The 23459-nt window shown below is 69.6% G+C and carries 16 protein-coding genes; 6 read left to right on the top strand and 10 right to left on the bottom strand.

The window, feature by feature from the left end; translation table 11 throughout:
* The first annotated feature begins 1 nt into the window (after nucleotide 1).
* A complete protein-coding gene (locus tag BGO82_RS15435; RefSeq protein WP_291306510.1) occupies nucleotides 2-1084 on the top strand; it encodes a glycosyltransferase family 4 protein in 1083 nt (360 codons plus the stop codon).
* Nucleotides 1085-1251: 167 nt separating this feature from the next.
* Here the strand turns inward: BGO82_RS15435 and BGO82_RS15430 are convergent, their stop codons facing one another.
* Nucleotides 1252-2682: a hypothetical protein gene (locus BGO82_RS15430; protein WP_291306509.1), complete on the bottom strand. Its 1431-nt coding sequence runs from the start codon at nucleotides 2680-2682 to the stop codon at nucleotides 1252-1254.
* Between the two features lie 228 nt (nucleotides 2683-2910).
* On the opposite strand from BGO82_RS15430, the gene BGO82_RS15425 reads away from it, so the two are divergent.
* Complete coding sequence (locus BGO82_RS15425; RefSeq protein ID WP_291306508.1) at nucleotides 2911-4074, top strand: GNAT family N-acetyltransferase; 1164 nt, start codon at nucleotides 2911-2913, stop codon at nucleotides 4072-4074.
* Here BGO82_RS15425 and BGO82_RS15420 read toward each other — a convergent pair.
* From BGO82_RS15420 to BGO82_RS15410, 3 genes are read right to left on the bottom strand one after another with little or no spacing between them, the layout of a single operon-like run.
* A complete protein-coding gene (locus BGO82_RS15420; protein ID WP_291306507.1) occupies nucleotides 4071-5237 on the bottom strand; it encodes an FAD-dependent oxidoreductase in 1167 nt (388 codons plus the stop codon). The two genes, BGO82_RS15425 and BGO82_RS15420, sit on opposite strands and share 4 nt — an antisense overlap.
* Nucleotides 5234-6022: a WecB/TagA/CpsF family glycosyltransferase gene (locus BGO82_RS15415; protein ID WP_291306506.1), complete on the bottom strand. Its 789-nt coding sequence runs from the start codon at nucleotides 6020-6022 to the stop codon at nucleotides 5234-5236. The genes BGO82_RS15420 and BGO82_RS15415 overlap by 4 nt, the downstream gene beginning before the upstream one ends.
* Nucleotides 6019-7413, bottom strand: coding sequence for an exopolysaccharide biosynthesis polyprenyl glycosylphosphotransferase (locus BGO82_RS15410; RefSeq protein WP_291306505.1), 1395 nt, complete (start codon nucleotides 7411-7413; stop codon nucleotides 6019-6021). Before BGO82_RS15410 ends, BGO82_RS15415 begins: the two co-directional genes overlap by 4 nt.
* 347 nt (nucleotides 7414-7760) lie before the next feature.
* On the opposite strand from BGO82_RS15410, the gene BGO82_RS15405 reads away from it, so the two are divergent.
* Nucleotides 7761-9611: an ABC transporter ATP-binding protein gene (locus BGO82_RS15405; protein WP_291306504.1), complete on the top strand. Its 1851-nt coding sequence runs from the start codon at nucleotides 7761-7763 to the stop codon at nucleotides 9609-9611.
* A gap of 1 nt (nucleotide 9612) precedes the next feature.
* Nucleotides 9613-11505, top strand: coding sequence for an ABC transporter ATP-binding protein (locus tag BGO82_RS15400; protein WP_291306503.1), 1893 nt, complete (start codon nucleotides 9613-9615; stop codon nucleotides 11503-11505).
* Nucleotides 11506-11780: 275 nt separating this feature from the next.
* Here the strand turns inward: BGO82_RS15400 and BGO82_RS15395 are convergent, their stop codons facing one another.
* The 6 genes from BGO82_RS15395 to BGO82_RS15370 are packed head-to-tail and all read right to left on the bottom strand — an operon-like array spanning nucleotide 11781 to nucleotide 19417.
* A complete protein-coding gene (locus tag BGO82_RS15395; protein WP_291306502.1) occupies nucleotides 11781-12605 on the bottom strand; it encodes an amidohydrolase in 825 nt (274 codons plus the stop codon).
* Nucleotides 12606-12634: 29 nt separating this feature from the next.
* The gene (locus tag BGO82_RS15390) at nucleotides 12635-14545 is read right to left on the bottom strand and encodes a hypothetical protein (RefSeq protein WP_291306501.1); all 1911 of its coding nucleotides are present in this window, start codon (nucleotides 14543-14545) and stop codon (nucleotides 12635-12637) included.
* On the bottom strand, nucleotides 14546-15367 hold the full coding sequence (locus BGO82_RS15385; protein WP_291306500.1) for an FAD-binding protein: 822 nt from the start codon (nucleotides 15365-15367) through the stop codon (nucleotides 14546-14548). It lies immediately after the preceding gene.
* Complete coding sequence (locus BGO82_RS15380; RefSeq protein WP_291306499.1) at nucleotides 15364-16113, bottom strand: electron transfer flavoprotein subunit beta/FixA family protein; 750 nt, start codon at nucleotides 16111-16113, stop codon at nucleotides 15364-15366. The genes BGO82_RS15385 and BGO82_RS15380 overlap by 4 nt, the downstream gene beginning before the upstream one ends.
* Entirely contained in the window at nucleotides 16110-18533 is a 2424-nt protein-coding gene (locus BGO82_RS15375; RefSeq protein WP_291306498.1) for an FAD-dependent oxidoreductase, read from the bottom strand. The genes BGO82_RS15380 and BGO82_RS15375 overlap by 4 nt, the downstream gene beginning before the upstream one ends.
* On the bottom strand, nucleotides 18530-19417 hold the full coding sequence (locus BGO82_RS15370) for a phosphotransferase (RefSeq protein WP_291306497.1): 888 nt from the start codon (nucleotides 19415-19417) through the stop codon (nucleotides 18530-18532). The genes BGO82_RS15375 and BGO82_RS15370 overlap by 4 nt, the downstream gene beginning before the upstream one ends.
* A gap of 213 nt (nucleotides 19418-19630) precedes the next feature.
* Between BGO82_RS15370 and BGO82_RS15365 the strand changes: the two genes are divergently transcribed.
* Together BGO82_RS15365 and denD are read left to right on the top strand one after the other, a co-directional pair.
* Complete coding sequence (locus BGO82_RS15365) at nucleotides 19631-22285, top strand: caspase family protein (RefSeq protein ID WP_291306496.1); 2655 nt, start codon at nucleotides 19631-19633, stop codon at nucleotides 22283-22285.
* A gap of 57 nt (nucleotides 22286-22342) precedes the next feature.
* Complete coding sequence (gene denD, locus BGO82_RS15360) at nucleotides 22343-23329, top strand: D-erythronate dehydrogenase (RefSeq protein ID WP_291306495.1); 987 nt, start codon at nucleotides 22343-22345, stop codon at nucleotides 23327-23329.
* Nucleotides 23330-23459 lie beyond the last annotated feature (130 nt).

Below are 23459 nucleotides of genomic sequence, written 5' to 3'. Positions count from 1 at the left end.
GGTGAAGATCGTCCAGGTGCAGACGCAGGCCGAAGCGGCAGGGGCGCAGCGGGTGTCCGACATGGTCGGCGCGGGCCTGAGGGCACGCGGCCACGAGGTGCGCACGGTGTTCCTCTATCGCAAGACCGACGCCTATGATGGCGATCCGCACGCCGATTTCGTGCTCGCGCACCGGCCGCGCGGCGCCGGCGATCTGCTGCGCGCGGTGACGGGGCTCGTCGGCTACATGCGCCGGGCGCGCCCCGATGCGGTGATCTCGTACCAGCACTACGGCAACATCGCCGGCACCATCGCCGGCCGGCTGGCCGGGGCGCGGCACCTGCTCGCCAACCAGAGCGGGGCGCCGGGCCGGCATGGCGGCTGGCCGGCGGCGCTGGCCGACCGGCTGCTGGGGCTCGCCGGTGTGTATCACTATTCCATTGCCAATTCGGGCTGGCTGGCGGCGCAGTTCGACGGCTATCCCGCGGGCTATCGCAGGCGGCTCAAGCGGATCGACCATGGCGTCGCCGCCGCGGCGAGCGCGCTGGGGCGGCGCGAGGCGCGGGCGGCGTTCGACCTGCCGGCCGGGAGCTGTCTCATGGTGTCGAGCGGGCGGCTGACGCGCGACAAGAACCACGCGGCGCTGGTCGGCGTGCTCGCGGCGCTGCCCGACGTGCACCTGGCGCTGGCGGGGGTCGGGCCGGAGCGGGAGCCGCTGCTGGCGCTGGCGGCGGCGAAGGGCATCGGCGGGCGGCTGCATCTGGTCGGCGAGCTGCCGCGGCAGCAGCTGGCGGATTTCCTCGCGGCCGGCGATGTGTACGTGTTTCCGTCGCGAACCGAGACGTTCGGGCTGGCGGCGGCGGAGGCGGCGATCGCGGGACTGCCGGTGGTCGCCAATGACCTGACGGTGCTGCGCGAGGTGCTGGGCGAGGCGGCGATCTACGCCGATGCCGAACGGCCCGAGGCGCTGGCGGCGGCGGTGCAACAGGTGCGCAGCGATCCGGCGCTGGCCGCGGCGCTGTCGCGCGCCGGGCGGCAGCTGGCGGAGCGCTATTCGCCAGAGCGCATGTGCGCCGAGTATGAGGCGCTGCTGGTCCGGACTTAGGATACGGAATTTTGTGGTTGTGGCCCCCACCCCCAGCCCCTCCCCGCAAGGGGGAGGGGAGCCCGACTGCACCACCGTGATCGCGGCTCCATCGCCTCCCTCCCCCTTGCGGGGAGGGAACGAGGGTGGGGGCAGAATTCGCCGGATATTGTTTTGTGCGAGGTTGCCTAGCGCTTCCGCACCGCGGCGATGCCATCGATCACTTCGAGGCGGCCGGCGCGGTTGAGGGTATGGATCTGCGGATAGGGGAAGTCGCCGGCGCCGGACACCGGGCGCGGCTCGCCGAGGACCACTTCGTCGGCATCGAGCCGGACGATGCGGCTGAGGCCGAGGCCGGCGCCATAGCCGTCGGTGCCGTCCTGCACCGGCAGCAGCAGCTCGCTGCCGTGGCGGATGACGCCGCCGCCGGGACGGGCGCGGCGCCGGTCGATGCGGATGGGATTGCGGCGATGCGGCGTCCACGGGCCGAGCAGCGTCGGGGCGCGATACACCACCAGCGTGTCGGAGGTGCTGCCGAGGCCGCCGTCGCGGTCGGTGGCGAACAGCCAGAGGGCGCCGTCGTGCTCGACGAGGGTGGCGTCGGAAATCTCGCCGCCGAGGAGCGTGGCCGCCGGGGTCCAGCGATCGGGGAAGCGCTCGGCGCGGTAGAGCGTCAGCCCGCCGCCGCCGCTGCCTTCGGGCAGCATCCAGAGGCTGCCGTCGCGGGCGAAGATCTGCGGATAGGAGAGATGGTGCGGCGCTTCGAGCACGGGCACCGGCGGGCCGGCGACGCCGTGGTCGTCGAGCGCCGAGACCGAGATGACGGCCTTGCGCGTGGTGTGCGGATAGTCCTCGACGAAGATGTAGCGGCGGCCGTCGTGCTCGACCGGGAAGGGGTCGGCGAAAAAGCGGCTGCCGTCGTCGGGCAGCACGGACCAGCCGGCGCCGAGCGCGCCCGTCTCGGCGACGCCGGGGCCGTCGAGGAGGCGGTAGCCGACGCGCCAATGGGCGAAGCGGTAGCGGCGGCGCCGCAGCGCTTCGCGGGCGAGGCGCGGCAGGGCCGAGCCGAGGTAGCGCAGCGCGAAGGCGCCGCTGTCGGGGGGCGCGGCGAGCGGCGCGGTGGCGCGGTCGCCGGCGCCGTAGCGGGCGACGGCGGCGACGGCGAGGGTGATGGCGCGGGCGAAGACGTCGTCGGCGCCGGCGGCCATGACGACGCGGTTGTCGACCATCGGCGCGGCGTGGCCGAAGCCGCGGCCGTCGAGCACGATGTCGATCTCGGGCAGGCGGCCGCCGGCCAGCGCGGCGGGAACGGCGGCGTCGTCGACGGTGCCGTCGAAGGCGAGGCGGAGGGTGGGGGCCGTCGCTGCGGCGGTGCCGGTCAGATCGACGGCGAGATCGGCGGCGCCGGGGCGGGAACGGGCCGGCAGATCGACGGCGGCCGACAGGGCGCCGCGATGGAGGAGGCGGCGCTCGAGCGCCAGCACGGCGCGCGTCGTGGCGGGCCAGCCGGCCGCGGCGGCGGGGATGATCGCGAGATCGTGACCGGCGGCCGCGAGGCGGTCGGCGAGGATCGCGTGCCAGCGGCGGGCCGGGCGCGGAACGATGATGTCAATTTGCATAAAACACCGTTCTTGCTGCAATGGCGCGGAACGCCGGCTGTCGGCAGGGTCGCCGCAGACGGGGCCGGAGGCAAAGCATTTCTGCCCGCCCGGCGGCGGAATTGGCGTCAACCTTAACCGCGCTTCGGTGCGGCGGCGCCGGCGTAAACCATTTGCGCAAGCGTAAGTTGCCGCCGGCTGCGGCGTGGCCGATGAGGAGCGGCAGATCAAGGGAGGGGCGTCGCCCTCGTGTTCGCTGTTTCGGTTGAAGACGATTTCAACTTCGCCTCGCCGGAGTATGCCGCGCTGTACCGCGCGTCGTCAGCGACGGCGTTCCAGCATCCCGCCTGGCTTGCCGAGCTTTATGGCCGGCTGGTGGCGGCGAACGACGCGACGCCGCTGATCGTGGTGCTGCGCCATGCCGCCGATCGCTCGCTGGCGGCGGTGCTGCCGCTGGTGCGACGGCGCTACGGCATGCTGAAGGTGGTGGAGTTCGCCGATCTGCGCGTCTCCGATTATACGGCGGTGGTGACCGACCCGGCGACGTTCGGCGCAATCGTCGCCGGCGGCGCGACGTGGCGGCAGATCGTTGCGGCCATCGGCCCGCACGACGTGCTGCGCATCGGCAAGCTGCCGGACGGGGCGTTGCCGCTCAACCGGCTGTTCGGGGTCGGCGCGCTGCGGCCGATGCGCACCAATTCCTATGCGGTGCCGCTGGACGGCGATTTCGAGAGCTGGCGGGCCAGCCACCTCAACCGCTCCTACGGCAAGGAACTCGGCAAGAAGCTGCGGCAGCTCAGGCGCAAGGGCGAGGTGGCGTTTGCCGAAGTCACCGACGCGGTGGGCCTCAGGGCGGCGTTCGAGGCGATGAAGGTCTTCCGCCGCGACCGCTTCGAGCTCAATGGCGGCGGCGAGCTGCTGCAGGTGCCGGCCTATTTCGATTTCTACCTCGCGATCGCGCGCCGGCCGGAACTGGCGCGCACCTATCGCCTGACGGTCGACGGCCGCATCGTCGCCACGGCGCTGGGGCTTGCCCATGGCGGCGCGTTCCTCGTCATCCTCGGCGGCTTCACCCAGACCGAGTTCAAGAACCAGTCGCTGGGCAGCCTGCTGTTCGAGCAGATCGCGCGGGACTGCATCGCGCATGGCGAGACGCTGCTCGATTTCACCATCGGCGACGAGCCCTACAAGCGCACGTTCGGGGCGCAGCCGACGCCGATGTGGCAGCTGTTGCGGGCCGGCAGCCCGCTCGGCTTCGTCGCCTCGGCGGTGGTCGAGCGGCTGCCGTCGGTGAAGGCGCTGGCGCGCAGCCTGTTCGACTCGCGCACCGGCAAGGCACGGCCGCAGGACGACGCCGCGGCGGCGCCCGAGCCGGCGGTGCTTGCGGAGCAGCCGGAGCGCGTCGGGGACTAGGCGCGCAGGGCGCGGATGCGGGCTGCCAGCGGCGGGCTCAGCGTATCGATGGCATTGAGCAGGCGGCGGCGCAGGAACTGCGCCTGCCGCCGGGCGCGCCACGACAGGCGGGTGTCGACGGTGAAGGCGCGGCGATAGCCGGCGAGACCGAGGGCGTGCGCATCCATCGCCGCCTTGACCGGATCGTCGTAGAAGGCGGCGATCCTGGCCGCGTCCATGCCGGGCGTCGCCAGCCAGGCCGGCACATGGGCGGCGAGGCGCTCGACGTCGGTCAGGAGGCGGCTGACGCCGGTGCCGGCGGCGGGGCAGGAGGTCTGGTAGGCGTCGCCGATCAGCACCACGCCCGGCTGCCGGACGTTGCGGGCGACCGCGAGGTCCATGATCCAGTTCTGCACCCGCCCCTCGAGCTCGACGTCGTCGAGGCGATGGCGGAGGCCGGGGAGCCTGTCGTCGAGCGCGGCGAGCGGGTCGGCGCGCAGCGCCTTGATCCACGCGTCGCGGTGGTCGAGGAAGACGAAGAGGTTGGCGCGGATGAGCCCGCCGATGGGGAACAGGGTCAGATAGTCGATGCCGTCGCGCGGGCGCTCGCCATAGACGGTCAGCGCCGGATGAGCAGCGATGCCGTCGCGCGGTCTCAAATTGAAGCCGAAGGTCAGCGACTGGCGCTCGTGCAGCACCTCGCGCGTGATGCCGAGGCGGGCGCGCAGCAAATCGCTCATGCCGCTAGCGAGGACGACGAGGCGGGCGCCGAGCGTGCCGTGCTCGGCGATGGTCAACTGCTGCAGTTCGGCGCCGGTCGCAAGCTCGGTGACGCGGCCGATGACAGTGCGCACGCCGCCTGGCAGGGCGCTGCGCATGGTTTTGACCATGTCGGCGTAGAAGGCGGCCTGGTAGCGGGCATTGGTGCGGTCGACGATGCGCCCATGGCGGATGTTGAGCGACTGGTCGAAGCGGGTGGAGTGCGCGGCGAGCAGGTCGAGCAGGCCGAGGCGCTCGAGACTTTCGAGCTGCATGCCGCCGAGCTTTTCGACGCGGAATTCGTCGGGCGGCACGGCGTTGCGGTCGATCAGGGTGACGCGTGCGCCGGTACGGGCAAGGGCGATGGCGGCGATGGTGCCGGCGAGGCCGCCGCCGACGATGGCGATATCGGTGTCCGCGGTCATCGCGAATTCCTCAGCATGGCGTAGAGCGCCTTGGGGTTGGTGGTCAGGTAGCGCACGAACAGGCGGCGCGGCTCCATCAGCAGCCGCCACAGCCATTCGAAGCCGAGGCGCTGCCAGAGCAGGGGCGCGCGCCGGACTTTCCCGGCCATGTGGTCGAACAGGCCGCCGGCCGTCTTGATCATGCCGACATGGCGGAGCCTGTGGCCGTGCTCGCGGAAGAATATCTGCTCGCGCGGCACGCCGAGGCCGAGCCACAAGATGTCGGGGGCGAGCGCGTCGATCTCGGCGAGCTTTGCCTCGAGCGCCGCGCCGTCCAGATAGCCATGCGTGGCACCGGCGATGTCGAGGCGCGGATAGGCGGCGCGAGCGGCGGCCACGGCGCGGGCGTTCTCGGCCTCGGTGGCGCCGAACAGGTAGAAGCTGGTGCCGGTGGTTTCCGCCAGCCGCGCCACGTCGTGGAAGAGGTCGGTGGTGGCGACGCGCTCGGGCAGCGGCTCGCGGCAGAGCAGGCGCGAGGCGATGACCAGCGGCTGGCCGTCGGCGACGATCTGGTCGGCCAGTGCAAAGAGGGCTGCCTGCGCCGGATCGAAGGCAGTGCGGGCGATGACCTCGCCATTGGCGGAGGTGAAGAACAGCGGCCCCTGCGGCCGCCGGCGCGCCGCAAGGCGCACCATCAGCTCGGCTTCGGCGCGGCGGTCGATGACGGTGATGGGCAGGCCGCCGAGGACGATGGTGGGCGCGTCCCGTTCCGGCGCGGCGCCGCCGATGATGTCGAGCACGCTCATCGCGCGTTCCTGCGGGCGGCGGGGTGGAACACGGTGAGGATGATGATCCAGAGGTCGAGCAGGATCGACCAGTTGTCGATGTAGTAGATGTCGTGCTCGACGCGGCCTTCGATCTGCTCGCGCGTCGTGGTCTCGCCGCGGAAGCCGTGCACCTGGGCCCAGCCGGTGATGCCCGGCTTGATGCGCTGGCGATGGGCGTAGACCGCAAGCTCGCGGCTCAGCGCCTCGTCGTGCGAGACGGCGTGCGGCCGCGGGCCGACCAGGCTCATCTGGCCGGTGAGGACGTTGACCAGCTGCGGCAGCTCGTCGATCGAGGTGGCGCGGATGAAGCGGCCGACGCGGGTGATGCGCGGGTCGTTCTTTTGCGCCTGCTGCATCCGGTAGCCGCTTTCGACCACCCGCATGGAGCGGAACTTCCAGATCATGAAGGTGTCGCCGTTGAAGCCGCGGCGCGCCTGCCGGAAGATCACCGGGCCGCGGGATTCGACGACGATCAGCAGGGCGACGAGGGCCAGCAGCGGCGACAGCAGCAGCAGCCCGAGGCCGGCGAGCACGATGTCGAAGGCGCGCTTGAGGATCACCGAGGTTTCGCCCATCGGCGTGCGCACGATGCGCAGCACGTTGTTGGGACCGATGGCGGTGACGTCGAGGAATTTCAGCGCCCGGTTGCGCGAGGCGGGGGCGTAGAGCAGGTTCAGGGCGTAGCGCTTGAGCTCGCTGGCGACACCCTCGAAGGCGTCGAGCTCGGCGAGGTTGCCGACGAAGACGAGCTGGTCGGTGCCGTGCCTGAGGTTGCGTTGCGCGAACTGCAGGACGGCCTCGGGGCGCAGCCTGCCGGCCTCGTCGCGGGCCTCCTCGAAATACAGGGTGGATTGCAGCTTGTGGCCCTGCCGCCAGATCTCGCCGCCGAGGAGGAAATTGAGCACGTCGGCGCGGTTTCCCATCACGGCGATGGTGTCGTAGTGCAATTCGCCGCGGCGGATGCGCCCGTCGACGAAGGTCTGGACGAGGTTGCGCACCACGAACATCACGGGAATGCCGACGAGGTAGGCGGTGGTCAGCGAGACGCGCGAGAAATCGCCGACGCGGCCGAGCAGGAACGCGGTGAGCAGCGTGATGCCGATCGAGGCGGTCCAGGAATAGAAGGCGTGCTGGATGTCGAGATAGGGCGTGACCGTGCGGTCGAGCAGGCGGGAGCAGGCGACGGCGGCGAACAGGCCATAGACGAAGGCGGTCAGCACGCCATAGGCGACGTAGAAGTGCCCGTCGAAGGTCGCCAGCGACTGGTGCAGGCCCCACAGATGGTAGGCGACGGCCGCGCCGAGCACGAGGACGAAGGCGATGGCGGCCTCGATGGCGGCGACGATGGCACACAGGATCAGCCGATGCATCACCTCCTCGCCGCGGGGGAGAGCGCGGCGATCCGAGCTGGCGGCGAGGTGTTCGGTGTTGGCCAGTTCCGGCGGGATCCGTGGAAATTTCCACGATCTCTAGCGGGAATTTCAATCACGCGGAGGCGATGCTTAAGCATTGGTTAAGGCGTAAAATTTGCTGAAAATTGTCCGGAGCCGGCAGGGCGGCGGCACAGGACCATGTCAGGCTTGTGACGTTGCAACTCGCGGATTTGGCGTTGAAATCCGCCGCCCAGTGTCCTAACAGTCGTTACCGACTCGGACCCCGACAAGGAGTCCGCTCTCGCCCGTGCAGTCGCGGGCATCCAGATTTCGGATCAACTCCCGTGACCACGGACCGGGCCGGCGCCAGACGGCGCGCCAATTCATTCTCCCATGTCGCCAAGGCGAGCTGGGGGAAAGGCGTAGGTACGCTATGGCGGATCGTCCGCCTCAATCTGCGCCATCCGGTGCAGGTGACGATCTGCATCGTGTCGACCTTCATCGCGGCGACGCTGCAATTGTTCATCCCGCGGCTGCTCGGCCATGCGGTCGACCAGGCGCAGGGGCTGGGCGCGGGGTCGGGCGCGGCGGCGCAGGCGGCGCTGTGGCAGACGGCGATGCTGCTGCTCAGCATCTCCATCGGGCGCGGCGTGTTCACGCTGCTGCAGAACTATTACAGCGAAAGCGTCGGGCACCACGCGGCCTACGAGCTGCGCCTCGCGGCCTACGAGAAGCTGCAGCAGCTCAGCTTTTCGTTCCACGACCGGGTGCATTCGGGCGACCTGATCACGCTGGGCATCCTCGACATCGACGGCGTGCGCATGTTCTTCGCCACGGCACTGGTGCGCTTCGTGCTGCTGGTGGTGCTGATCGGGGTCGGGGCCTATCTGCTGATCTCGTCCGATCTGGTGCTCGGGCTGTTGAGCCTCAGCTTCGTGCCGTTCGTGGCGTGGACCTCGTCGCGGACGCAGCTCAAGCTGCGCGCCACCTGGCTCGAACTGCAGAACCGGTTGACGGTGATGTCGCGGGTGATGGAAGAAAATCTCGGCGGCATCCGCGTCGTCCGCGCCTTCTATGCCGGCGAGCACGAGATGCAGAAGTTCGAGAAGACCTCGGGCCACGCGCTCGAGCTGGCGCATGAGCGCGTCGATCTGCGGGTCAAGAGCACCTCGGCGATGAACTTCTCGTTCTTCCTCGCCATGATGCTGGTGCTGTGGGTGGGCGGCAACAAGGTGATGGCGGGCGAGATCAGCGTCGGCTCGCTGGCGCAGTTCCTGACCTTCATGACCATTCTGCAGATGCCGGTGCGGCAGCTTGGCCTCCTGGTCAATTCCATTGCCCGCGGCGCCACCTGCGGCATGCGGCTGTTCACCCTGCTCGATCTCGAGCTCGCGGTGCAGGACAAGCCCAACGCGCCCGAGCTCAAGGTGACCGAGGGCACGCTCGAATTCTCGCATGTGAGCTTCCGCTATCCGGGCACCACCCGCGACGTGCTCAGGGATGTGAGCTTCACCGCCAGGCGCGGCGAGACCATCGCGCTGGTCGGCCCGCCGGGCAGCGGCAAGTCCAGCCTCGTGCACCTGATTCCGCGCTATTACGACGTGTCGAGCGGCACCATCACCATCGACGGGCAGAACGTCGCCGAGGTGAAGCTCGATTCGCTGCGCCGGCAGGTGGCGGTGGTGCAGCAGGATTCGTTCCTGTTCACCACCACGATCGAGAACAACATCGCCTACGGCAATCCGTGGGCGAAGGAGCGGCGCATCGAGCGCGCGGCGGAATCGGCGCAATTGCACAATTACGTCGCCGGCCTGCCGGCGGGCTACGACACGATCGTGGGCGAGCGCGGGGTGTCGCTGAGCGGCGGGCAGCGGCAGCGCCTCACCATCGCGCGCAGCCTGGTGCTGAAGCCGGCGGTGATGGTGTTCGACGATTCGACCGCGGCGATCGACGCGGCGACCGAGCAGCGCATCCGGCTCGCCATGCGCAAATTCTCCGAGGGCCGGGTGACGATCATCATCGCGCACCGGCTGAGCTCGCTGATGCATGCCGACCAGATCCTGTTCATCGAGGACGGCAAGATCGTCGAGCGCGGCTCGCATCTCGAGCTGCTGGCGCGGCGCGGCAAGTACCGGGCGCTGTACGATCTGCAGGTCAGGCCGGAGACCGACGCGCCGCTGATGGCGGGAGAATGAGATGAGCACCGTCGACGTCGATCTCGAGGAAGAAGACCGCAGCCGCCGCCCGAGCAAGGCGGTGGTCGGCTCGCACCGCGAGGAAGAGGAGGTGTTCGGCAAGGCGTACGATCCGCGCATCGTCCGGCGCATCTGGTCGTTCGTCAAACCCTATCGCAGCCGCATCCTGATCTCGGTGGTGTCGGTGCTGGTGTTCACGCTCACCAACCTCGCGATCCCGCTGATCATCCGCTTCGCCATCGACAAGGGCATGGCGTCGGGCAGCGACGGGCAGGTGCTGCTGTGGTGCATCGCGGCGTTCTTCGTGGTGATCTGCATCAATTACGGCGCCAGCCGGGTGCAGGAATCGGTGGTCGGCAAGGTGGCCGAGCACGTGCTGTTCGACATGCGCCGGGCGATGATGGCGCGGCTGCAGAAGGTGTCGCTGAGCTTCATGGACAAGACCGAGGTGGGGCGGCTGATGTCGCGCCTGCAGGGCGACGTGAACTCGATGCAGGAGTTCCTCGAGACCTCGGTGATGTCGGTGGGCGACATCGTGCTGCTGTTCGGCATCTTCTTCGTGCTGCTGGCGCTGGATTTCCGGCTGGGCCTGCTGACCATGGCGACGATGCCGACGCTATTGGTCATCCGCTTCTTCTGGCTGCCGCCGGCCAAGCGCAGCTTCATGGCGGCGCACGAGACCAATTCGATCGCCAACGGCGCGCTGGCCGAGGGCATCAACGGCGTGCGCACGGTGCAGAGCCTCAACCGGCAGCGGGTCAATTTCGACCTCTATGACGAGAAGGCCTACAACAACCTCAAGACGCATCTGCGCGCCGCCAAGTTCGCGCAGGTGACGGTGCCGATCGTCGATACGCTCACCGGCATCTCGATGGCGACGGTGATCGTGGTCGGCGGCCAGATGGTGCTCAACCACGAGCTCGCCATCGGCGTGATGGTGGCGTTCCTGTTCTACATCCAGCGCTTCTTCGATCCGATCCGCTCGCTGACCATGCAGTATTCGGTAATGCAGCGCGCCATGGCGTCGGGGCAGCGCATCTCGGAAGTGCTCGACGTGCCGGTCGACATCAAGGACAAGCCCGACGCCGTCGATCTCAAGCCCGACATGGACGGCTCGGTCGAGTTCCGGCACGTGACCTTCGGCTATCGCAAGAACCAGCCGGTGCTCAAGGATGTGAGCTTCACGGTGAAGCCGGGCGAGACCGTGGCGCTCATCGGGCCGACGGGCTCGGGCAAGACCTCGTCGATGGCGCTGGTGCACCGCTTCTACGACGTGTGGGACGGCGCGGTGGTGGTGGGCGGGCACGACGTGCGCGACGTGACGCAGGCCTCGCTCGGCCGCTCCATCGCCATGGTGCTGCAGGAGCCGTTCCTGTTCACCGGCACCGTGATCGAGAACATCCGCTACGCCAAGACCGACGCCACGGTGGAAGAGGTCACCAAGGCGGCGCAGGCGGTGGGCGCGCACGATTTCATCATGGCGCTGCCCGAGGGCTACGACACCAAGCTCGAGCAGCGCGGCGGCAACCTATCGCTGGGGCAGCGGCAGCTGATCAGCTTCGCCCGCGCGCTGGTGCAGGACGCCAAGATCCTGGTGCTGGACGAGGCCACGGCGTCGATCGACAGCTACACCGAGCTGCAGATCCAGGAGGCGCTGAAGGTGCTGCTCAAGGGCCGCACCGGCCTCGTGATCGCGCACCGGCTGGCGACCATCCGCAACGCCGACCGCATCCTGGTGTTGCAGAACGGTGTTCTGATCGAGCAGGGCAATCACGAGCAGCTGATGAAGCTCGGCGGCCTCTACGCCAAGCTCTACAACATGAACTACGCCAGCTTCGACGACATCCCCGAAGAGATGATCCCCACCGCCGCGGGCGTGGGGGCGGCGACGTAGGGCGCCGAACCCGCCATCTGCTCACCTCGCCCCTTCAGGGGAGAGGTCGCGCGCTTGGCGAGCAGAGCGAGCCTAGCAAGCGGGTGAGGGGTGCGATGCCTCCTCCGAGCGATGCTGTTCGCAACGTGCAAGGTTCACCACCGCACCCCTCACCCAGCTCCGCTACGTCGCTGCGCTCCGAAGCTGCGCTACCCTCTCCCCTGAGGGGCGAGGGGACCGACTGCAGGATCGTTGCGCGCCTGAGAGGCGAGGGGTGCCAGCGGCGAGGGCGCAGATCAGATCCGATAGATCCGCTCGGCGTTGCGGTGGAACAGGCGGGCCTGTTCGTCGGTGCTGGCGCCGGCGACGAGGACTTTCGTGGCCTCGACCCATTGCGTCAGCGTGCCGTTGCGGGTCAGCACCGGGCGGTCGGAGCCCCACACCACGCGGTCCCAGCCGAAGCGCTCCAGCATGTGCTCGACGACGGGGCGCAGATCGTCGGCCGTCCAGTCGGGCCGCGCATGGGTGACGATGCCGGAAATCTTGCCGGCGACGTTGGGCAATTGCGCCAGCGCGGCGATGTCGGCGCGCCATTGCCGGATGTCGCCGCTCGAAATCGGCGGGTTGCCGCAATGGTCGAGCACGAACTGCACGTCGGGGCAGGCGGCGGCGAGATCGCGGGCGAGCCCGAGCTGGCGCGCCCGCACGCAGATGTCGAAGCTCAGGCCGAGCGGCGCCAGGCGGCGGAGATTGTCGCGGAACACCGCGCCGGCGGACAACTCGTCCGGGTCGGATTGCAGCAGGCGGCGGATGCCCTTGATGCGCCGGTCGACCGCCATGCGCTCGAGGTGCTGGGGGAAGTCGACGTGCTCGGGGCGGGCGTTGGAGATGGCGCCGACCACGCGCGGGTCGAGGTCGAGCACGAAGCGCGTCTCGTCCTCCATCTCCTGCACCGGAACGTCGACCTCCATGTGCAGGGCCGCCTCGATGCCGAGCGTTTCGGCTTCGGCGAAATAGCTCGGCGCGTCCCATTGCCGGTTGAGGGCCGGCACCTCGGCCAGCCAGGGATAGCTGAACTTGTCGAGGTAGATGAGGTGCAGATGGGTATCGACGATGCGCATGGATCAGCCTGTAGCAAAGCGGGTGAGGATCAGGACGCCGGAATGGCCAGCGCCGCGAGGGTGCCGGTGATGGCCGCATCATAGGCCCAGGGGCCGGCGGTTTCGATGCGGATCGTGATCGGCGCGTCGAGTCCGGCGATGGTGCCGGCGGCCAAAGCGCGATAGTCGGCGATGCTGCGGATGGTGGGCGAGATCAGCATGCCGGCGCGGATCATGCCCGGGATCAGGCGGTAGGTCTCGCTGCGGCCGTCGGCGTAGCCGAGGGTGAGATAGACCAGCGGCGGCTTGAAGGCGATCTCGGCGAGGCGGCCGAGGAGCGTTTCGCCGATGTCGAGTTGCAGCAGCAGCGGCCGGCCCTGCGGCAGGGCGATGTCCTTGCCAAAGCCGGCGGCGATCGGCGCGAGGGGCGTTGCGGCGATCGGCGCGGGCGCGGGGCGGCGGTCGAGGAGCAACTGGCCGGAGGCCTCGCCGGCAATGGCATAGTCCGACAGCAGCAGGGGCCAGAGCGATCCTTCGACCGAGGCGGGGTGGCGGTTGTCGGTGGCGCCGGGGGCGAACAGCAGATGGTCGGGCGCGCCGGGGCCGGAGAGATAGGCGGCGTTGCGGGCGATCAGCGCCGGCGAGGCGGTCATGTTCTCCTGGATGGTCGGGCGCGGCGCGTAGTCGAGCCCGGCGGCGATCACCGCGCCCTGGATGTTGGAGAGGGCATCGACGCGGCCGGTGAGCGGCGGCAGGGGCAGGTCGGCGCGGATCTGCGCGTAGGCGGCGTCGGAGCGCTGTTGCTGGCCGGCAAGCCATGCCGCGGGGTTGCGGACGAAGGCGCCGGCCGCCGTCACCTGGCCGGCGAGGATGCCGGCCGGGGTGGCGGCGAGCGGCGCCAGCGACTGGCCGGTGGCGGCGAACAGGCCGCAGATGCCGACGAGCGCCAGCAGCATCGGGGCGTAGAGGGTCCAGGCGATGCGGGGGCGCCAGGCCGGCGCGGTGCGGGGCAGGCCGAGCAGGAGCAGCAGCATGAGCAGCAGGCCCCAGGCGGCGATGGAGTGCGTGTCGTGGCGGACGAAGCCGGCCTTCAGCGCCATGAAGCCGGTGCCGGCGACCAGCAGCAGGCGCAGCAGCGAAACCAGCGGCCGTTCCTCGCCGCGGCGGACGAGGCCGATCTCGCGCCATAGCGCGACGAGCAGGGTGAAGGCGCAGAGCGCGAGGAACGCCACGAGCTCGAGCAGCGGGCCGTCGACGGCGAGCGCGGCGGTATAGGCTGCCGTCATCTCGGCGCTGCCGATGAGGAAGGGCACGAAATCCCCCGGCTGCTGGCCGGCGAGGACGAACAGCGCCCAGCTGGCGGCGGCGTAGCCGAGGGTCGCCACCGGCGGGCGGCGGCGGGAGAGCGCCGCGATGTCGACCAAAACGAACACCCCGAGGCAGAAGGGGATGAACGATACCTTGCCGAGCCCGATGGCGGCAGCGGCGACGATGCCGGCGGTGCGGCCGGCCCAGCCGTCGCGCCGCGCCAGCGCCAGCAGGCCGGCGAGCAGCGGAATGGCGAGCAGGAGGCCGTCATTGGCCTGCCAGGCGACGGTGGGCCAGAGCAGCAGCGCCGCGGCGGCGAGGATGGCCCAGCCCAGCGGCCGGCCGGTGTCGCTCAGGCGGGCGAAGCCCCAGCTCAGATAAAGCACGAGGGCGAGCCGCCCGAGCACGTACCAGCCGGAATCGCCGCCGGCCCAGTCGCGATGGTAGAGCGGGAACAGCGGGCCGTTGGTGAAGACGAACTGCGTTCCATAAGCGAAGCGGTGGAGGCCGGCATAGACCGAAGCGAGGATCCACGAGCCCTCCATGTCGCCGAGCGGAAACTCGAAGCCGAACGGGGCAAGGCCGGTGAGGAACAGCAGCAGGAACAGCGCGAAGGCAATCACACCCGGCCAGACCGCGCGCCGCTCCGCCATCTAGAGCTTGCTCGTCAGCTCGGGCACCAGCGCGAACAGATCGCCCACCAGGCCGTAATCGGCGATGGAAAAGATCGGCGCCTGCGGGTCGGAATTGATGGCGACGATCAGCTTGCTCGATTTCATGCCGGCGAGGTGCTGGATGGCGCCGGAGATGCCGATGGCGATGTAGAGGTCGGGGGCGACGATCTTGCCGGTCTGGCCGACCTGCAGATCGTTGGCGGCGTAGCCGGCATCGACCGCGGCGCGCGAGGCGCCGATGGCGGCATCGAGTTTGGCCGCCAGCGGGCCGAGCAGGGCGTCGAACGTCTCCTTGCTGCCGAAGGCGCGGCCGCCGGAAACGACGATTTTCGCCGAGCCCAGCTCCGGCCGGTCGGAGATTTGCGCATCCTCGGAAACGAGGCGGGAGAGCGTGGTGTCGGCGGGGCTCAGCGTGATGGTCGTAACGCCCGCGAGCGAGGTGGGCGGGAAGGCGGAGGCGCGCACCGTGACGATGCGCCTGGCGTCGGCCGACTGCACCGTCTCGATGGCGCTGCCGGCATAGGTCGGGCGCTTGAAGATGTCGGGCGCGAGCACCTCGACCACGTCGGAGATCAGCATGACGTCGAGCAGGGCGGCGAGGCGAGGCAGCAAATTCTTGCCGGTCGAGGTGGCCGGGGCGACGATGGCGTCGTAGCCGGCGAGCGCGGCGATCGGCTCGGCCCAGGCTTCGGCGATGGCGTTCGGCGGCAGCTCCAGCACGTGCACCTCGGCGCCGAGCGCGAGCGCGGCGGTGAGCGCGTGCGGGGTCGCGGCGCCGTCGGCGATGAGCAGCGTGGTCATGGCAGCACCCTCGCGTCGCGCAGTTTGGCGAGCAATTCGTCCACCGAGCCGACGACGATGCCGGGCGGGCGCGCCGCGGGTTCCTCGACCCTGAGGGTCGTCAAGCGCGGCGCGAGGTCGACGCCGAGCTCGGCCGGCGTGGTTTTGGCCAGCGGCTTCGAGCGGGCCTTGATGATGTTGGGCAGCGCGGTGAAGCGCGGCGTGTTGAGGCGGAGGTCGGTGGTGACCACGGCGGGCAGCTCCAGCTCCAGCGTCTGCAGGCCGCCGTCGACCTCGCGGGTGACGGTCGCCTTGCCGTCGGCGACGGCGATGCGGCTGGCAAACGTTGCCTGGCCGCGGCCGAGCAGGGCGGCCAGCATCTGGCCGGTGGCGTTGGTATCGTCGTCGATGGCCTGCTTGCCGAGCAGCACCAGGTCGGGCGCTTCGCTGCGGGCGATGGCGGCAAGGGTCTTGGCGACGCCGAGCGAGTCGGCCTTGCCGTCGTGCACGACGAGGATGGCGCGGTCGGCGCCCATGGCGAGGGCCTGGCGCAGCGTGTCCTCGGCCTTGGCGGGGCCGATGGACGCGACGACGATCTCGCTGGCGATGCCGGCTTCCCTGAGGCGGATGGCCTCCTCGACGGCGATCTCGTCGAACGGGTTCATCGCCATCTTGACGTTGTCGAGCTCGACGCCCGAGCCGTCGGATTTGACGCGGACGCGGAAATTGGCGTCGACGACGCGCTTGACGGCCACCACTATCTTCACGCCTTCACCTTCGCGTTCTGCGGGTCGTAGAGCGGCGCGAAATGAATCTGCGCCGTGACCCGCTCATTGGCGACGACCAGCTCGTAGTTGCCCGCCTGGGGCTCCGGGTGGCGCACATAGCCCATGCCGATGGGCTTGCCAATCGTGTAGCCATAGCCGCCGGAGGTGAGGTAGCCGGCGAACTCGCCATTGCGCAAGATGGTCTCGCGGCCGAGTAGAACGATGTCCTCGCGAGCGGTGGTGAAGGTGGCAAGCCGTTTCCTCAGCGGCTTGTCCTGCAGCGCAACAAGTGCGTCGCGGCCGAGGAACGGCACGCCGGATCCGAGCTTTACCGCCCAGCCGAGCCCGGCCTCGAACGGCGTGTCGTTGGGCGTGATGTCGCTGCCCCAGGCGCGATAGCCCTTTTCGAGGCGCAGCGAGTCGAGGGCGCGATAGCCGACCGGGCGGAGGCCGTGCGGCGCGCCGGCGGCGAGCAGCGCGTCGTAGACGTCGCCGGTGGCGGCGAGCGGCACGTGCAGCTCCCAGCCGAGCTCGCCGACATAGGTGACGCGCAGGGCGCGCACCTCGTGCCCGGCGATGGGGACGAGGCGCACATGGCCGAAGGGGAAGGCGGCGTTGGAGATGTCGGCACCGGTCACGGCGCCGAGGATGTCGCGGGCGCGCGGGCCCATCAGCACCAGCGTGCCGAAGTCTTCGGTGACGTCGGCGATGGTGGCGTCGCTGCCAGCCGGGATATGGTCGCGTATCCAGGCGAGGTCGTGGGTGCGAAAGCCGGTGCCGGTGACGATGTAGAAGCGGTCGTCGGCAAGGCGCGCGATGGTGAGATCGCATTCGATGCCGCCGCGCGAGTTCAGCAGCTGCGTGTAGGTCAGGCGGCCGACGGGCTTGTCGACGCTGTTGGCGGCGATCCAGCTCAGCGCCGCCGCGGCGTCCTTGCCGGCGACCTCGTATTTGGCGAAGGAGGACTGGTCGAAGAGGCCGGCCTTTTCGCGCACCAGCCGGTGCTCGGCGCCGACGGCGTCGAACCAGTTCTGTCGGCCCATGGCATAGCGGTCGTGCGGCTCGCTGCCGGGCGGGGCGAACCAGCTGGGGCGCTCCCAGCCGAGCTTGCTGCCGAACACGGCGCCGGCGGCCTTGAGGCGATCGTAGAGCGGCGAGACGATGCGGTTGCGGCCGCTCTCATATTCCTCGTGCGGGTAGGCGATTGTGTAGTGCTTGCCGTAAGCCTCGAGGGTGCGCTCGCTGACCCAGTCGCGGTCGCGGTGGAGGGCCGAGAAGCGGCGGATGTCGACGACCCAGAGGTCGAGCGGCGCTTCGCCGCGCATGGCCCATTCGGCCAGGGCCCAGCCGGCGCCGCCGGCCGAGGCGATGCCGAAGGCGTTGAAGCCGGCGCCGACGTACAGATTGGCGCATTCGGGCGCGGCGCCGAGGATGAAATTGCCGTCGGGGGTGAAGCTTTCGGGGCCGTTGATCATCTGCCGGATGCCGGCGGTGGCGAGCACTGGCACGCGCGCCATCGCCTGCTCGAGATGCTGGCCGAAATGCTCCCAATCGTCGTCGAAGAGCTGGAACTCGAAGGGGCGCGGGATGTCGCCGGTGGTCCAGGCGATGGGGTCGGGCTCGTAGCCGCCCATCACCAGGCCGCCGACCTCCTCCTTGAAGTAGGTGCGCCGGTCGGGGTCGCGCAGCGTCGGCAGGCCGGGAGCGAGGCCGTCGATCTTTTCGGTGACGATGTACTGGTGCCTGACCGGCTGCAGCGGCACCGCGACGCCGGCCATGGCGCCGATCTCGCGGGCCCACATGCCGGCGCAGTTGATGACCGTGTCGCAGGCGATGCGGCCGGCGGTGGTGAGCACCGCGGCGATGCGCGCGCCCTGCATCTCGAAGCCGGTGACGCGCACGCCCTCGTGGATCCTGGCGCCGTGCATGCGGGCGCCGCGGGCCAGCGATTGCGTGATGTCGGAGGGCGAGGCCTGGCCGTCGGTGGGCAGCCACGAGGCGCCGATCAGGTCGGAGACGTCGAGCAGCGGCCACATGCGCTTGACCTCGGCGGGCGAGATCAGCTCCATCTCCATGCCGAAGCTGCGCGCCGTGGTGGCGAGCCGCTTGTACTCGGTCCAGCGGTCGTCGGTCATGGCGAGGCGCAGGCAGCCGGTCATCTTCCAGCCGGTGGCGAGGCCGGTCTCGGCCTCGAGGGTCTTGTAGAGCTCGACCGAGCGTTTCAGCACCTGGGTGATCGAGGCCGAGGAGCGGAGCTGGCCGACGAGCCCGGCCGCGTGCCAGGTCGAGCCCGAGGTGAGCTTGCCCTGTTCGAGCAGCAGCACGTCGGCCTTGTGCTCCTTCGCCAGATGGTAGGCCGTCGAGCAGCCGATGATGCCGCCGCCGATCACCACGATCTGCGCGTGCGCCGGCAAGGTCATGCGGGCGGCCCGCCGAAGCGCCGGCGATACGCGCCGAGCGCAATGTCGAGCCGGGCGAAATTCTCGTCGGCATAGGCGGCGTAGTCGACGCCGGGGCGGTCGAGATGGTCGACCGAGACCAGCGACCACAGTGCCTCGCGCAGCAGCGAGGCGGCCTCCATCGCGGCATGGCTGCGCCGCACCGCCGCGCTCGGCGGGGCGCCGAAATAGCTCGCGAGCAATGTCTCGGACTCGGCGGCCGAGAAATGGTTGTTCGAGCTCAGATTGGCGAGGTCGAACATGGCGGTGCCGAAGCCGGCATATTCGTAGTCGATCAGCCACAGGCGGCGGCCGTCGTCGATGAGGTTGGCGGGCAGCAGGTCATGGTGGCCGACGACGATGGGCAAATCCGTCTGCGCCGCTTCGAGCTCGGCGTTGATCGCCTGCCAGGCGGCGAGCGGGGCGTCGGCGTGGCCCGTCTCGCGCAATTGGCGCAGGTAGTCGCGGTTGACGTGGAACACCCAGAAGATGAAGCCCGGGCCGCTGAGGCCGGGCGGCATGTCATGGTGGAAGCGGCGGAGGAAGGCGGCGATGCGCGGGATGGCGGCGCGCACCCGGTCGGCCGTCAGCACCTCGCCCTCGATGAAGCGCGACACCATCAGGCCGGGCTCGGCATGCACCACCTCCGGGGCAAAGCCGGCGGCGTGGGCGGCGCGGGCCGCCATCACCTCGCGGTCGCGGAAGACGTGGTGGAAGGGGAAGTCGCGGGTGATGCGGACGACGTATCTGCCGGTGGAATCGGTGGCGGTGAAGCTCTGGTTGGAGATGCCGCCCGCCAGCGGGGCGAGGGCCACGGGGCCGGTCCAGATCGGCAGCGCGGCGATACGGCCTTCGACGTCCGACATTTTGGCCCGGATGCTCCTCCTCGACCGGAGAACGACCCGGCGGCGCCTTGTTAGCCGATCGGAAGGCGCCGTCCAACCCGGTTTAGCTGCCGTTCAGGTTGGGCCGCCTATGTTTTGCATCTTGCCCGCCGGCCGCGGGGCGGCCAAGGATAGCGCCGCCTGAGGCGTCTATTGGGGTAAGCCCGCCGTTTCGACCATGCCGAAAGCCCACCCGTGATCTTCCGCGTCCTGTTCGTCGCCACCGTTTTCGCGGCCAGCCCGCTTGCCGCCACTCAGGTTGCATGGGCCGCCCAGGCGATGCACGGGGTGGCGCTGGTCATCGGCGAGAGCAAATACGAGCAATTGCCGGCGCTCGCCAATCCGAGCAAGGACGCGCGCGACATCGACCGGCTGCTGGGCGATCTCGGCTTCGACGTCGACCGCGTGCTCAATGCCGATGGCGACGAATTGCAGGAGGCGATCGCCCGCTTCGAGGACGAAGCCAAGGATGCCGACATCGCGCTGATCTACTATTCGGGGCACGGCATCGAGGCCAAGGGGCAGAACTTCATCGCCCCCACCGATACCGACCTCAAGACGCCGGAGACGGCGGGCGCCAGCATGATCGCGGTGCAGCCGATCCTCGATGCGCTTGCCAGGGTGGTGCCGGTGTCGATCATCCTGCTCGACGCTTGCCGCTCCGATCCGTTCCCGCCGGGGCAGACCATCGTGCTGCCGGGCGACACCGCGCCGACGCCGGTCGAGGGGCACGGGCTCGCCCCGGTGCGCGGGCCGACGCCGGTGGCGGTCAAGGCGGCCGATCCGGACAGCTTCGGCTCGGTCATCGGCTTTTCGGCAAGCCCGGGCGAGCCGGCGCTGGACGGGGCGCCGGGCGAGAATTCGCCCTATGCCGCGGCTTTGCTCAAGCATTTCGCCGCCGGCGGCTATTCGTTCGGCGACGTGATGACCATGGTCACCGAGGAGGTCTATCTCAAGACCAAGGCCAGGCAATTGCCGTGGACCAATTCGTCGCTGCGCAAGGTGCTGAATTTCGAGGCGCCGGCGGACGGAGACGGCGATTCCGACCAGTCGGCGATCAAGAGCGAGCGGCGCAAGCTGCTGCTCAGCATCGCCGGCACGCCGGTGGCGACGAAGAAATATGTCGAGCAGCTCGCCGGCCAGGAAAAGGTGCCGCTCGATGCGCTCTACGGCATGCTCGACGTGCTCGGCATCAAGACCAGCGACGAGGGCGGCGACGTCGAACAGCAATTGCAGAAGGGGGCCGAGCGGCTGAAGCAGATCATCGCCGAGAAGCCGCAGGCGGTGAAGACCGACCCCGAGCTGGAACGGCTTTCCAAGCTGGCCGACGACGCCGAGGCGGAAGGCGCCATCGCGCTGGCGCTCAAATATCGCGACGCGGCCAGCGGCCGCGCCGATACGCTGCTCGACCAGAAGCAGAAGCAGGCCGAACAGCTTCGCCAGGACATGCTCGACATCGCCGCGACCTATGCGCAGAACGCGGCGACGGCGCTCCTGAATTTCGACCACCGGCACGCGGCCGAGCTCTACGGCAAGGCCTATGACGCGGTGAAGGACTGGGACAAGGCGCAGGCGCTGACCTACAAGATCGGGCAGGGCGATGCGCTCTACGACCAGGGCTATTACAAGGCCGACAACGCCGCGATCACGGCGGCGCTGTTCGTCTATCACGACGCGCTGACGCTGGCGCCGCGGGAGAACGATCCCACCGGCTGGTCGGAGGTGCGCGACCGCATGGGGCAGGCGCAGCAGGTGCTGGGCGACCGGCTGACCGACCCCAGCATGCTCGAGACCTCGCTGCTGTCGTATCGCGCCGCGCTCGACGTGCGGACCAAGGCGGCGATGCCCGTCGAGTGGGCCAACACCCAGAACAATCTGGGCAACATCCTCTACACCATCGGCATGCGCCAGCGCGACACCGCCATGCTGGACGAGGCGGTGGCCGCGATGCAGGCCGCGCTCACGGTGTTCACGCCGGAGGACATGCCGGCCAAATGGAGCGTGACGCTGGGCAACCTCACGGCGGTGCGCGTCGATCTCGCCGCGCTCACCTATGCGGCGACCGACAATGCCGAGATGGCCGCCGCCGCGGCCGGCGTCGCCGACCCCACCAACATTCCCGAAGTGGTCAAGGCGCGCGCCGATGCCAACGCCATCCTCGAGGTGGCGCTGACCACCCTGCACAGCGCGCTCGACGCCAAGGGCAGCAGCCTCAATCCGCTCGACCGGGCGATGCTCAGCCACACGCTGGCGTCGGGCTACGAGCAGAAGGGCGAGATGAACCATTCGCCGCCCGACCTGCGCAAGGCGGCCCAGCTCTACGAAAGCGTGCTCCAGGTGCACACGCGCGAGCGCACGCCGGCGCAGTGGGTGCGCTCGAGCAACAACCTCGCCATCACGCTCAAGAAGCTGGCGGACGAGACCGGCGATCCGGCGCCGCTGCGGCAGGCGGTGGGCATCTATCGCGACGTGGTGGCGACGACGTCGCGCGAGTCGATGCCGCTCGACTGGGCCGACTACCAGCAGAATTTGGGCAACGCGCTGGCGGCGCTGGCCGAATACGAGGACCCCGCGCCCAATCTCGATGCGGCCCTCGCCGCGTACGACGCGGCCGGCGAGATCACCACCGTGGCGCGCGGCGCCAGCAAATGGCAGGGGCTGCAGACGGCCATCGCCACGACGCTGCTGATGAAGGGGCTGAAGACGATGGACCGCGCGCCGGTGCTGGAAGCGCAGCAGATCACCCTTGCGGCGCGCGACAGGATGCGCGAGCTCGGGGCGCCGGCGGACGATTTCTACACGCAATATCTCGCGGCAGTGGACAAGGTGCTGGCGATCCTGCCCAAATAGGTTTCCGTCGGGTGCGGCGGCGGCTAAGGTCCCGGCCGCATCGCTGGAGGCTTTCTCGTGCATATTCTCATCATCGGCGCGGCCGGCATGGTCGGCCGCAAGCTCACCGAAGCGCTGGTCCGGAGCGGCGAGGTGGGCGGCAAGCCGATCGCGCGGCTGACGCTGGCCGACGTGGTCGCCGCGGCGGCGCCCAAGACCGAAGCGGCGGTCGAGACGCTGGCGCTCGACCTTAGCGCGCCCGGCGCCGCGGCGTCGCTGGTGGGCAAGCGCCCGGACCTGATCTTCCACCTGGCGGCGATCGTTTCGGGCGAGGCCGAGGCGGATTTCGAGAAGGGCTACCGCATCAATCTCGACGGCACGCGCGACCTGCTCGAGGCCATCCGGCGCGAAGGGCAGACGGCGCCGTACCTGCCGCGGCTGGTGTTCACCTCCTCGATCGCGGTGTTCGGCGCGCCGTTCCCGGATGCCATCGACGACGAGTTCTTCTCGACGCCGCTCACCAGCTACGGCACGCAGAAGGCCATCGGCGAGCTGCTGCTCAACGACTATTCGCGCAAGGGGTTCGTCGACGGCGTCGGCATCCGCCTGCCCACCATCGTGGTGCGGCCGGGCAAGCCGAACCTGGCGGCCTCGGGGTTCTTCTCCAACATCCTGCGCGAGCCGCTCAGCGGCAAGGAAGCGGTGCTACCGGTGAGCCGCGACGTGCGGCACTGGTTCGCGAGCCCGCGCGCCGCGGTCGGCTTCCTGTTGCATGCGGCGACGCTCGACAGCGCGGCGCTCGGCTGGCGCCGCACGGTGAGCGCGCCCGGCCTCAGCGCCACCGTGGGCGAGGAGATCGAGGCGCTGCGGCGGATCGCCGGCGACAAGGCGGTGAAGCTGATCCGCGAGGAGGCCGACCCGACCATCGTCAGGATCGTCGCGGGCTGGCCGCGCAATTTCGACACCAGGCGGGCGCTGGCGCTGGGGTTCGTGGCCGAACGCTCGATGGACGAGATCATCCGCGCCCATGTCGAGGACGAACTGGGCGGCAAGATCGGCGGCTAGAGCGGTTCACGGCCGAACGGACGCGCATCTGGTGGCTGTGGCCCCCACCCCCCGACCCCTCCCCGCAAGGGGGCAGTGTTTACACTGGACTCATGGTGTGTCTGTTGAAGAACAGGTCGAGGGTTATTTT

Origin of the sequence: Devosia sp. 67-54 (assembly GCF_001899075.1) — a bacterium.
Taxonomy (GTDB): domain Bacteria; phylum Pseudomonadota; class Alphaproteobacteria; order Rhizobiales; family Devosiaceae; genus Devosia_A.
The sequence above is the reverse complement of the archived record's forward strand: the minus strand, read 5'-3'. Positions and strand labels throughout refer to the sequence as shown.

Bases quoted from the DNA above. Each gene is read 5' to 3' on its own strand.
- BGO82_RS15395 (WP_291306502.1), bottom strand. From the start codon at position 12,605: ATGCGCATCGTCGATACCCATCTGCACCTCATCTACCTCGACAAGTTC.
- BGO82_RS15400 (WP_291306503.1), top strand. From the start codon at position 9,613: ATGAGCACCGTCGACGTCGATCTCGAGGAAGAAGACCGCAGCCGCCGC.
- BGO82_RS15410 (WP_291306505.1), bottom strand. From the start codon at position 7,413: ATGCATCGGCTGATCCTGTGTGCCATCGTCGCCGCCATCGAGGCCGCC.
- BGO82_RS15430 (WP_291306509.1), bottom strand. From the start codon at position 2,682: ATGCAAATTGACATCATCGTTCCGCGCCCGGCCCGCCGCTGGCACGCG.
- BGO82_RS15390 (WP_291306501.1), bottom strand. From the start codon at position 14,545: ATGGCGGAGCGGCGCGCGGTCTGGCCGGGTGTGATTGCCTTCGCGCTG.
- BGO82_RS15385 (WP_291306500.1), bottom strand. From the start codon at position 15,367: ATGACCACGCTGCTCATCGCCGACGGCGCCGCGACCCCGCACGCGCTC.
- BGO82_RS15375 (WP_291306498.1), bottom strand. From the start codon at position 18,533: ATGACCTTGCCGGCGCACGCGCAGATCGTGGTGATCGGCGGCGGCATC.
- BGO82_RS15370 (WP_291306497.1), bottom strand. From the start codon at position 19,417: ATGTCGGACGTCGAAGGCCGTATCGCCGCGCTGCCGATCTGGACCGGC.
- BGO82_RS15420 (WP_291306507.1), bottom strand. From the start codon at position 5,237: ATGACCGCGGACACCGATATCGCCATCGTCGGCGGCGGCCTCGCCGGC.
- BGO82_RS15415 (WP_291306506.1), bottom strand. From the start codon at position 6,022: ATGAGCGTGCTCGACATCATCGGCGGCGCCGCGCCGGAACGGGACGCG.